This window comes from Clostridia bacterium, from assembly GCA_017394805.1.
Taxonomy (GTDB): domain Bacteria; phylum Bacillota; class Clostridia; order Christensenellales; family CAG-1252; genus RUG14300.
In genome coordinates this window covers 77089-88581 of sequence record JAFPXC010000028.1, presented here as the reverse complement: position 1 = coordinate 88581, position 11493 = coordinate 77089, and the positions used below count along the sequence as shown (strand labels likewise).

The window sequence follows — 11493 nt, the reverse complement described above, 5'->3', positions numbered from 1 at the left end:
TGCGAGCATTCAACCAATCTCGGTGGCGATAGCAAGGGTGATCCACCTGTTCCCATACCGAACACAGTCGTTAAGCCCCTTCACGCAGATGGTACTTGGATGGACACGTCCTGGGAGAGTATGTAGCTGCCGGATACCAAAAAAGGTACTTGCTTTTGGCAAGTACCTTTTTCGTATTTCAAATCCACGTTAGCGGCTTTGGTCGTCGTTGAATAAGGAGTATCTTTATCGCTCTATCCTCGATATTCCCACGCATCGCCGCGCTATTGCTTTGCAAAAATACCGAGGGACGTCTTGTCCTTCGGTATTTTGTATACATTGATACATTGTATTGTATGATTATTTAGTACGACCCGCGTTATTTCGCTATTTATGCATCTCAAGTGCATATCGTAACACCGCGTAGCAGGTCTTCGCGTCCTTTATGCGGTTGTTCATCACCATCTCGCACACTTCGTCGAACGGCATCTTTACGATGCCCACGAATTCGTCTTCGTCGAGGTGCGCTTTGCCTTTCGTCAGTTCGGTGGCCAGATACACGTACAGGTGTTCGTTGGTGTAACCGGGGGTAGGGTAGAGCACGCCGAGGAAGGTCATTTTGCTCGCCTTCATGCCCGTTTCTTCTTCCAATTCACGTACTGCCGTGCTGTAAAATTCTTCCCCTTTTTCCAGTTTCCCCGCCGGTATTTCCAGTATTTCCTCCCGATAGGGGTAGCGGAATTGCCGCACGAGGTACACGTTCCCGTCTTCGTCCACGGGCAGAATGGCCGCGCCGCCACGGTGCGACACGTATTCGCGCGTGCCCTTCTCTCCGTTGGGCAACAGCACGTCGTCCACGTATAGCGAGATGATTCGCCCTTCATACAACTTGTTTTCTCGTAAAGTTTTTTCGTCAATATCCGTATTCATACCTTCATTGTACTATGTTTCCCCGCCGAATGCAACCGAAAACGCGCTTTTCGCCCGTCGATTCGTCGCGTTGCGCCGTGTTTGCCCATAAAAAAGCGCGGCTGATAGTCGCGCTCACAGTTTATGCTGCAGTTAAGTCTTTTTTCGGTGTTAATTGTACGATACACCCGTTTAGTTGCGCTTTTCTTGTTGCTCCAATCCTGTGATATAGTCCAGCGAAACGTTGAAATACTTCGCCAATGCGATCAAGCTACCCATCGTCGGTTCGCGTTTCTTGTTTTCCCACAAACTCACGATACCGTTGCTCACGCCGATGGCGCGCGCTAATTGGGCTTGACCCAAGCCTTTTTCCATGCGTAATTCTTTCAAGTTTTCGGCAAATTGGTTTTCCATAAGCTACTCCATACGTTAGTGCAATCAAATATTATATTTGATTAAGCCATCTATAGAGTACAATATTTTGAATAAAAATGCAAGAATATTTACGTTTGTCGATGTGCAAATGGCTTAAATTTTCTTAATAGTGCCAATCGTCGACAAGATGCGTCAATCGAAAAGATTGTCGTACAGCAATTCGTATATCTTCGCCGCCTTCTCGTCCCAATGGTTGTAGATGAATTTAGCCGATTTCCGCGTATCAACGCTCATTTTTATATCGAGCATAGGCGTATCCGACTCCATTTCGCAGATGCAAAGGTGCACGGTGTACGTGCCGTCCTTGTTTTTGTAATAATCACGGAACAATTCTTGGTTGCGCTTGTACGCCAACCGCTCTTTGGAGATAAAGTCGTTGATTTCTTCGCGCAAAGACAAAGGGATGCGCGTATAGAAGTTGGCCAAACAATCCCGCCCCGACGGCGTGATGGTGTAGATGGTCTTTTGCATGACGTTGCGATGCACCAGGCTCGCCTCGGTCAGTCTGTTCAAGGCGTGTTGACAGTTGATATAGGGCATCCAGTCGTTCGCATCGGCGCAAATCGACAGCACGCTCTCTTCCGCCAAGGGCATTTCCATCTTGTCCAAGACGTATAGCACGATCAACTTATCCTGTACTTCCCGATATTGTTCGTCCATTCTCTTCTATCCTTTGCATTTCGTGATATACGACTATTATACCACGTTGGACAAGATATGGGAATACTATTTTATAGGAATTAATAAAAATACTATATATTGTGCTTTTCGCCGCTTCGTGCCACTATCCTTTGACCGCGTTTCCGCCCATGCGGCGCGTTCTCTTTGCGCTTACCCTTGTCTATCTCGACCAACGTGCATTACCTGCCAATCTTTTTCCATAGCCATCGCATTGTGTTGTCTGCTCTCGCCTTTGATTGTCTGCACAAAGGTCGTTCGCCTACTTGCAAAATATATTCTTATTTGGTATAATAGAGACGAAAGCGCAATGTTTCTTTGCGCGTTGCGAAGAGGAGAGTCGTATGAACAAGTCCAAAGAGGAATCTTACGCGTTATTCGATCACGCTTGCAATCGCATCGCCGAGAGCAATCTCATCATGCTCCAAAAGCCCCTCATCAATTTGATGAAGCTCATCGCGCTCAACGATTCCATTCGCGGTTGCATTTCCGAGTGCTATCGCAGCATCAACTACGAGGAAACCTTGCGCGAGGTGCTTGTCAAGGATGCGGACGGTCATTTCAAATTCAACTTGCCGCATTCCCGTCGCGCGCTCATCGCCGTGGTGTCCAAATTGCTCTACGAGGTGATGATCGGCGAGCAAAGCTTGGAGAATCTGCTTTCCTCCGTCTACTACGATTGCGACATTCGCGACGCGTTCACGCTCTTTTGCGAGGACGTGCTGCTTCCCTTCAAAGAGGCGTTCAAAGAGGTCTATCTCACCAAGCCCAACGCCGAGGAAGAAGAGCCATTCGAGGACACGTCCGTGGCCGTCATCAACCCCGCCGTCATCGCCGAGGTAGCCGCCGTCGCCGGCGACATTCGGTCCGAATTGTTGGGCGACAACCGCATTTCGGTCGACCAGCGCAAGAAGCTCATTTCCCTGGTGGATGGGCTATGCGAAGTGCTGGAGTCCGACCTGCCCAAGTTGGTCATTCCCTCGTGGCTCGGCATTCAATACGCCTTCGGTGCCACCAAAAAGTGCCACGAGCACATCGAGCGATTGGAGAACGTCCTCAACGACTATATGCTCATCTAAGCGTCAAAAAGTGCGATATTGCACGGGAAATTCGCCTTTTTTCTCGGCTTCGCGCGTCTCGATTTCCGCGTGGGTTACGCGTCGGTCGTGCGGCAAAACGAGGTAGGGCCGTCCGCCGAAAAGAAGTTTTTTTCAAAAAACGCTTGCAAATGATTGCACTATTTCGATTATCGTTGTATAATCTCAGTAGCGTTGGAGTATAGTGTAGTGGCAACACGTGGGCCTCTGACTCCCAAATTGTTGGTTCGATTCCAACTACTCCTGCCAAATTCCCGCCGACGTTTGTCGGCGGTTTTTTTATGCGTATTCTTGCATTCTCCTCGCGTATGTGCTATTATTTTTTTGAGGTATCGCTTATGAAGAAGATTTTGGGCGCCGTGCGCAAAGCCGTGCAGGATTACGATATGATAGAGGAGGGCGACCGCGTTGCGGTCGGCGTCTCGGGCGGCAAGGACAGTCTCGTCCTTTTCGAGTCCCTTTGGCGGCTTTCGCAGTTCTATCCCAAGCATTTTGAGGTCGTCCCCATTCACGTGGATATGGGGTTCGCCGACGCAGACAGAGAAGGGCAGGTCGCTTTGGCCGACTATTTCTCCGCCAAGGGTACTCCTTTGGTCACCGTTCCCACCCAACTGGCCGAGATTCTCTTCGGCGTGCGCAAAGGGGAGGACGCGTGCAGTTTGTGCAGCAAGATGCGCCGCGGTGCTCTGTGCACCACTTGCAATCAAATCGGGTGCAACAAGTTGGCGTTGGGGCACCACGCCGACGACGTTTTGGAGACCATGCTCATGTCCTTCATCTATGAGGGCAGGCTCAGCACGTTCGAGCCCAAGAGCCTCATGGATCGCACGGGCATCACGGTCATTCGTCCTATGGTGTATGTCTACGAAAGCGATATACGTGGGGTGGCTTCTCGCTGCCAAATGCCCGTTTTGCACAATCCTTGCCCCGCCGATCACCACACCACGCGCGAGCGGATGAAAGACCTCGTCCGCGACATTCAGCGCGATATTTCCATCGCCAAGGACAATATGGTGCGGGCTATCGAACACCCCGAGCGCTACCACCTCTGGAAACGGAAGGAAAAATGAGCGATTGAGAACGCTGTTCAGTCGTTCTCCCGCGTCCGAAAGGCAACGTCATTCCGAGGAATTCGAGGAATCCCCTAAGTAGAGAGGCACCTTCCATTTTTTTTGTTCGCCAAAACGTCTGATTTTACCACAACCCTACGGACGTCGGATTTCTCCCGTATATCAACGCGGATTTCACCCGTTCGACCGCGCGAGTTTCTCCCAAGGCAATACTTTGGATTTCACTTTCCTTTTGCTTTTTCATACTTTTTTCGCGTGCTTTCGCCGCCCCGTATATGTCTGGTGTCGTGATTTTCCTTCAATATCCCGCATATTTCGCGATATAACGCGACGTCCAACTTCGGCAGACGATTGTTCATGTCCGTATGCACGGTCGATTTCCCTACGCCTATCGTTTTTGCGGCTTGCCGCAAAGTGGCGCGGTTTTCCACGATGTATTCTGCGCATTTCAACGTGCGTTCCCGTATGGCTTCTTTCATACTTTACCCTATGGCGCACCGTGTCGAATTATGCCATTTCCCGCGATTTTGCGCTCGGTGCGTCCGTGACTTTGCGCAAAAGTATTTGATATTTCTTATACCACAGTTCACTTGTGCTTATACCGAAAGCGATTTCGCTCGAATTTCCGTGCTCGATGCCCTTTAGATTTTACCCCGTACAGGTGTATCCTTTGGTGCTAGCACGCGTCGTAAATACGCCCGAATGGCGTATATTGGCGCGTATAGCGCCCAAAACCGCTATATTTATTATTTTAATTTAGTATTTCGGGCGTACGTATTGACACACGCCGATTTTTCTTGTAAAATATGGCAGTCATTCTCCCCCTTAGGGGGAGACGGAGGTTAGTATGAAAAAACGCATCAACATCATAGTCATTCTGCTATTGCTCGTCATGGCCACCGTATTCGTATTGGTGGCTTGCAACCGAAATCAATCCGTTCACATAGACCCGAGCGGAAAGACCGAAGATTCGCACGTCGACACGGAAGTGCTGGACGAAAAGGACGCGTTCGGCGTCCTGTCCTCGCTCGTCAAATTCGCCGGCAAGTCTTTGGACGTTGCCTTGCCCAACAATTATCTCGTGCTCAATTTGGTCACGGATGATTTGACGGTCAAGTCCAAGAGCGGCAAGAACAGCAGTTTCTACGTCAATCTCAAGCTGCGCTTCGTCACCGATCCCGCTTTGGACAACACCACCGTCAACGACCTTTCGGATATGTTGTTCGAGGTGCGTTCGGCTTCGCCCGATACCAAAGGAGATATGATAGTAGGCGCGTACTATGATGCGGGTACGTTCTACTTGGATATCGCCGGCGACAAGGGCGCCAACGTCTATATCGAGGGCATCGACCTCGCCGCCATCCTCAAAGCACTTGCCTCCGGTGCTTCCACGGTGTTCGGCTCCGTCGACGGTCTCAGCGAACTCATTGCCGGTGCCCAAAACAGCGACAACGCCGTCGTTTCGGGCCTCGTTTCCCAACTTCCCAACCTCGTCGGCGCTTTGTTCAGCAAAGCCGTCGTGGAGACCACCACCACGGGTGTGGGCGAGGACGCGGTCGTTTCCGAGAAGATGATCGTCGAGTTTGGTCTCAACAACCTCATCACCACCGCCTTAGTCGCGTTGGAAGGCTTGGATTTCGCCTTGACGTCCTTCAACGTGGACGAGCTTCTCGTCTCCCTGTTCGGCATGACCTTCTCCGACATTGCCATTGCCGGCAAACAGCTCGACGCCATCGACTGCGGTCTCAGCATCACCAGGGAGAACGGCGTCTTCAAGCGCACCGACTTCCACTACAACTACGGCGACAACGTTTCGGGCCTCACCTTGGGGCTCAACGCCGAGTATTTCGGCGACCAACCCGACGCGGTGGTCATCGAGATGCCCGACTTCACCCGTTTCGAGCAGTTCAGTTTGCTCAATCTGGACGTCACCGTCTCCGCCGAGTTCAAAAACGGCAGCGAGAAGAATACCACCGTGGGCGCCACCTTCGGCGACGTGCTCACGGCCCTTACCGGCATCGACAATCTCGACAACCTCGTTTCGGCCAAATTGCAACTCCGAGAGGGAAATATCGGCCTGCAACTTCGTTTGCAAACGGCCATCGACCTCGCACACAACGAGCGTAGCCGCATTCTTCTTTTGGTGTCCACCACCGCGGGTGCCGCGGCGGGGCGTTTGGGCGACGTAGCCGTCGTCGAATACTTGGGTAGCAGCGAGACTTTGTACGTGGACCTGTCCCGTCTCGACCTGCCCAGCTTGTCCTACCGCTTCAATCTCAACAACCTGCTCTCGTCCTTCCTCAGTCCCCAAATCCTCTCTTTGCTCGGTCAGCGTCTTGCCGAGGCGGGCGACTTCGACCAAGAGGCCTGGGCGCAGACCTACGAGAGCATTCTCCGCACCTCCACCTATCGCATCGCACCTGCGGGCGACGGCGCGGGCGGATTCACGTTCGACATCAACGCCATTCCCGATATCGTTTCCTTGGTCGCCGCGCTCATTCGTTCGCGCTCGGTCAACGAGAACGGGCAGTTGGTGCTCACCTTGTCCCGTGCGGACTTGGTCAACGTCCTCGATATCGTCGGCTCCATGATGGCCGACGGCAAGATGCTCACGGGCATTGCCCGGGCGTTGGAGAATCGCAGTTACGACGTGGACAAAGACCTTGCCTTCCGCAGCGTGCAGATTCGTCTGGGGCTCGTCAACGAAAACGAGAACGGCAAGCGCAAGTTCGGCTTCAGCCTGGGGCTTGATTGCTACCTCGCCAAGGACGCCGTCCTCACCTTCGAGATCCCCGCGTTCGCCATCGGCTTCGCGCCGCAGTTCGTCAACGTTTCCCGCACCGATTCGTACACCGATTTGGACGATTTGGAGGAGTTGACCGTAGGCGCCACCGTCACGGTGGACTTCGACAGCGGCTCGGTCACCACCGCAAACGGCGTCACGGGCGTTTCGTTGGACCTCAACACGGCCATGGGCACTTTGCGCAACTACGTGGGTGAGTTGGCCACCGTGCTGAGCTTCAGCGACCACGTTTCCAAGGGCATCGTCATCGATGTCGCCGGCAACTTGCAGTTCGAGCCCATTTCCGTCCGTAGCATTTTGGCGGGCGACGGCATCGCCTTGCAAGTACGCGATATGCAGTTGGCGTTGGAAATCTACGACAAAGACCGCTACGGCACGGGCGAGTCGCCCCTCATCAGCGTGTACTACGCGCACGACGACAACGGCGTGGGCGCCGTCTTCGTCGACCTTTCCGCCATCAAGGTACACGGCAAGAGCGTTTTGCCCAAGTTCCGTTACGACATTACGTTGGAGACTATGCTCAACGGTATGTTGTCGGGTAGCACCGCCGCCGCCGGCGAGGCCGAGGGCGGGTTCGACTTGTCCACCGTCGTCAAGTGGATGGGTGCCGTCATGGGCGGCGTCACCTTCGTGGACGACGAGTTGGCCGTCTACGTGGCCACCAACGTCCTCAACGGCGTGTTCACCATTTTGGGACACGACAGCGAGGCCTTCCGCAACGTGGTCGATTTGGGGTCCAACGAGGCCGTCACGGGCATGATCCAGCTGGACGAGAATTCCAAGTTGTACGTCCGCACCGAGGGCGGCTTGGCCGTGGGCGTTCATCTGGGGCTCGACGCCACGGGCGACACGGCTACCAATCCGTACGTGCAGTTGGAGTTGTCCAACTTGCACTTGGGGCTTGCCCGCACGGCGGTCATCCCCGCCATCAACTACGCCGAATACGCCGGTATCGACGCGTTGGAGACCATTCACGTCAACACCGAGCTGTACATAGATTACGACCTCGCGTCCAAGACCTACGACGTCAGCGACGTCGCCGAGGCCTTGTCTTCCGTTTTGCAGGTCAGCGAGAATTCCGTCGCGTCCCTGTTGCAGGACTTGCTCGTCAACGTCAAGATGCAGGGCATCGGCGGCAACAACGTCAGCGGACGCTTGACCGTGCGCCTTTCCGTCAATCTCAATTGGTCGGATCTGTCCGATATCATGTCCGCCGTCACCGCCAAGGTGGAGATCCTCAACGAGGACCGCACCTTCGTCACCCTGTGGTTCGACGGTCACTACCTCTACATCGACGCCACGATGGGCGAGGTCGTTGGTTCGCAGTCTGTGGGCATCAGTCTGGGCAAGTTCCGCGTGCTCGTCAACAAGTTGGCTTGCGGTTGCGACTGTGAGGAATGCATCGCGCGCGGCAGTTGCTACGAGGACGGCGTATTGTCCTGCGATTGCGGTTGCGATTGCAGCACCGTCGCCTTGGCCGAGGATGCCGCCGAAGGGCAGACGAGCGTCATCGACCTCATCATGCAGAATATCGGCATCTTGGAGAGCGTCACCATCGAGAGCGGTGCTTCCAAGGGCTTGGTTTTGGGCTTTGCCCGCACCACCATTCACCGCTTGCTCAACGTCATCGGCATGCAAGTGCTGGGCGTAGAGCTGTACGACGGCACGTCCTTAGACGGCATCGTGCCTTCCATTCGTCTTGATTGGACGGACGGGTTGGGTCTCATGTTCCACTTGAAACTCTTGGATCCCATCGACAGTTCGGACAGCGGTTATATCGAGATTGGGTTGGGCTCCATCGGCGTCGCCTTCGAGCCTGCCGATTTGCAAATTCCCGCGGGTGACGATTCCTACACCGATTTCGACTTGTCCGCGTTGGGAGAGATGGCGGTTTCCCTCACGGGCAACGTCACCGTTCACGTGGGCCGTCAGGACGGCACCGAGGCGGGCAGTCTCGAGGCTTTGGCCAAGGACGTCGTCGCGGGCTTCCTCCATCAAAATATCGACGCGGGCATCCGCGTTACGTCGGATTTGGACATTCCTTTGTCCTTTGACATCATGGCCGACGTCAACCTCAATTCGTTGGATACGTCCGACCTTGCGGCCAGCGTTCCCGCTATGCTTCGCGATGCGCACATTCTTCTCAAAATGTTCGTGTTGGAGGAGCGGAGCGGCGAATACGTCCGCGGTGACCGATACGCGTTGATGCTCTACTACGACGGCGTCGCCGACGCGGTGTACGTCGCCGCGCCTTTGCTCGGCGTGGGCAGCGTGCGCTACGGCGGGTTGGATTTGTCCGCTATCTTGGCGGATATGCTCTCCAATGACGACGCCGTTGCGGCCGCCGCCGAGGCGGGAGACGCCACCACGGCCAACAAGTTCATCGACCTGTGCTTCAACGAGAACGGCGTCGCCATCGCCGTGGGCGGTGCGTTGCTTGCCGACGTGATGGGGCTTTTGGGCATTGACCTCGCGGGGCTCGATCTCGGCGCCTACCTCACTTCGGTCGGCGTCGGTCTCACCACGCAGGGCGGCGTTTCCGTCAATCTCAGCCTCGCCGGCGTGGACGTCAGCGTGGCCATCAACGGCCTTATTCTCCAGCCGGGTGCCAATATGGACTTGGAGTCCGCCGCTTTCGTGGAGATTCCCAAGGCCGAGTTCGTAGACATTTCGGGCAATGACGACAGTCTGTTCACGCTCAGCGAGGTCACCTTGTCCTTGGCCGTCGGCCTGGATATGACGGGTGCCATTGACGCGGTGGACGGCACTATCGACGGCGTCAACGTGTCGCCTTCGTTGTCCGGTCTTGCCGCAAAGTTCCTCTCGGCGGACGTCGCGTCCATCTTGGAGCGCTTGGCCGTCTACGTGGATTTAGACTTCACCGCCCGCTACGTTTTGCAGGCGTCCGTCTATTTGGATTTGCAGCATTTGGACGAGATCAACGTGGTCGTCAACCTCTATTCGGTTAGCGACGCGGGCGTTTACACCAAGGTTTTGGGCCTTGCCTACGTCTACGCCGAGACCTACGTCGGTTCGCGCGTCACGGCCGAGGACGTCCTCTACGTGGATATGGGCGAGACCGATTTGCTCAAAGACGCCAAGCACTTCTACGTCAAGGATTTGGGCTTGGGCGCCACCGTTCTCGATATGCTTGCCCCCGTTCTTTCGGGCATCACCTTCATTCAGGACGCCGACTACAGCCATCGCAAGGCGGTAGCCGAGGCGGGCGAAGAGGGTAGCGCTTTGGACGTTTGGGGCATCGTCGACCTCATCGAAGCGTTGGAAGTCGACGGTGCGCGCGGCATGATCGGCGTGGTCACCAAGGCGGGCTTCCTCTCCAAGGTGCTAGAGCTTCTCGCGTTGGACGAGACGCTCAAAGGCCTCGGGTTGGACGATTTTATCAATAGCGTCAAGGCCGACGTGGCCTTCGGCATCAACGAGGATGGCCTGGCCATCGAGTTGGGCGTGGACGTGTTGGAAGGCGTGGACGATTTGGCGTTCCGCTTGGGCATCGGCTTGGGCGGTTTCGCGGTCAGCCTCGCCAAGGAGAACATTCTGCCCGCCGACCTCGATTCTTACGTCAATTGGACCTACCTCAACGTGGGCTTGGAGACCAGGGCCGCCATTGAGGTAGTCATCGATAGCGAGTACGCCGACCGCGTCAACGCCATTTTGGACGAGTACGCGCACGGCGAGCACCTCACGCTCACGGTTTCGGGCAAAGACCTCTACGGCAACGACACCGATACCATGGTCGCCAACCTCGGCTTGGAAGTTGCGGTCAACTTGCGGATGGGCAACTTTACCGACATGGGCTTGGAAGCGTGGGTAAGTCTCTACTACAGCGGCATCAATCCCGCGCAATGGGCGGACAAAGACCGTCTTATCACTCTCTACTACAACAGCAAAGACCGTCACAAGGACGCCTCGGGCAACTACGTCCAAGAGGAGTCTTTGTACGTTATGCTCGGCAAGGTCATGGAGGCCGATAGGGGCGTACGTATCGACGATTTGGGCATCTCCGAGTTGTTGCTCGAGATTTTGCGCCAAGCCAACGTAGCGCCCGCCGCCGACGCTTACGAGGCGTTCGTCGGTTTGGACGTTTCCGAGGACAGCATGCATTTGTCCTTGGATAAGGGCGTCATCGGCTTGGCGTTGGAGTTGCTCAACGTTTCGGGCGTCTTCTCTACCATCGGCGATATGATCCAGGGCGTCACCGTGGACGTTTCCGCAGACAATACGGGCGTTCTGGTCATTTTGCACCAAAAGGACGACGTGGACGCCGAGGGCAATCCCTATGTGCGCAATTCGTCCTATCTCAGCGTGGGCTTGCAGGATTACGGCGTCTTCTTCGTCGCGGACGACGAGGACCTCGGCACGCGCGCCCCCTATATGGACGAAATCGAGCACATGCGCGATACGGTCACCGACCTTTCCAACCTCGATCAACTCTATATGTCCGCGGGCTTCACCTTCCGCGCGTCTATGACCGAGAGCACCACGCTGGACGCCGAGGGCGTGC

The 11493-nt window shown here is 55.1% G+C and carries 7 protein-coding genes and 1 rRNA gene (1 of these 8 only partly in view); 4 read left to right on the top strand and 4 right to left on the bottom strand.

The window, feature by feature from the left end:
• The first annotated feature begins 18 nt into the window (after nt 1-18).
• Nucleotides 19-135: ribosomal RNA gene (gene rrf, locus II896_07300) — 5S ribosomal RNA — on the top strand.
• A 231-nt stretch (nt 136-366) separates the two neighbouring features.
• Here rrf and II896_07295 read toward each other — a convergent pair.
• From II896_07295 to II896_07285, 3 genes are all read right to left on the bottom strand, one after another.
• Nucleotides 367-909, bottom strand: coding sequence for an NUDIX hydrolase (locus II896_07295; GenBank protein ID MBQ4444441.1), 543 nt, complete (start codon nt 907-909; stop codon nt 367-369).
• Between the two features lie 171 nt (nt 910-1080).
• Complete coding sequence (locus II896_07290; GenBank protein ID MBQ4444440.1) at nt 1081-1302, bottom strand: helix-turn-helix transcriptional regulator; 222 nt, start codon at nt 1300-1302, stop codon at nt 1081-1083.
• Nucleotides 1303-1455: 153 nt separating this feature from the next.
• Nucleotides 1456-1983 carry a DUF4364 family protein gene (locus tag II896_07285; GenBank protein ID MBQ4444439.1) on the bottom strand — a complete coding sequence of 176 codons (528 nt, stop codon included), beginning with the start codon at nt 1981-1983 and terminating at the stop codon, nt 1456-1458.
• 362 nt (nt 1984-2345) lie between these two features.
• Between II896_07285 and II896_07280 the strand changes: the two genes are divergently transcribed.
• Nucleotides 2346-3080: a hypothetical protein gene (locus II896_07280; GenBank protein ID MBQ4444438.1), complete on the top strand. Its 735-nt coding sequence runs from the start codon at nt 2346-2348 to the stop codon at nt 3078-3080.
• A 356-nt stretch (nt 3081-3436) separates the two neighbouring features.
• Nucleotides 3437-4168 (top strand): tRNA 2-thiocytidine(32) synthetase TtcA, encoded by a 732-nt coding sequence (locus II896_07275; protein MBQ4444437.1) that lies wholly within the window; start codon nt 3437-3439, stop codon nt 4166-4168.
• A 221-nt stretch (nt 4169-4389) separates the two neighbouring features.
• On the opposite strand, the gene II896_07270 is transcribed toward II896_07275, so the two are convergent.
• Complete coding sequence (locus II896_07270) at nt 4390-4647, bottom strand: sporulation transcriptional regulator SpoIIID (protein ID MBQ4444436.1); 258 nt, start codon at nt 4645-4647, stop codon at nt 4390-4392.
• 368 nt (nt 4648-5015) lie between these two features.
• Here II896_07270 and II896_07265 point away from each other — a divergent pair, with 368 nt between their 5' ends.
• Nucleotides 5016-11493, top strand: partial view of a hypothetical protein gene (locus II896_07265; GenBank protein ID MBQ4444435.1) — the beginning only. 25118 nt of this gene lie beyond the right edge of the window; the window shows 6478 of its 31596 coding nt (coding positions 1-6478); it begins with the start codon at nt 5016-5018; the stop codon falls past the right edge of the window.

Coding starts and splice junctions, on each gene's coding strand:
- II896_07295 (MBQ4444441.1), bottom strand. CDS start 909: ATGAATACGGATATTGACGAAAAAACTTTACGAGAAAACAAGTTGTAT.
- II896_07290 (MBQ4444440.1), bottom strand. CDS start 1,302: ATGGAAAACCAATTTGCCGAAAACTTGAAAGAATTACGCATGGAAAAA.
- II896_07285 (MBQ4444439.1), bottom strand. CDS start 1,983: ATGGACGAACAATATCGGGAAGTACAGGATAAGTTGATCGTGCTATAC.
- II896_07280 (MBQ4444438.1), top strand. CDS start 2,346: ATGAACAAGTCCAAAGAGGAATCTTACGCGTTATTCGATCACGCTTGC.
- II896_07275 (MBQ4444437.1), top strand. CDS start 3,437: ATGAAGAAGATTTTGGGCGCCGTGCGCAAAGCCGTGCAGGATTACGAT.
- II896_07270 (MBQ4444436.1), bottom strand. CDS start 4,647: ATGAAAGAAGCCATACGGGAACGCACGTTGAAATGCGCAGAATACATC.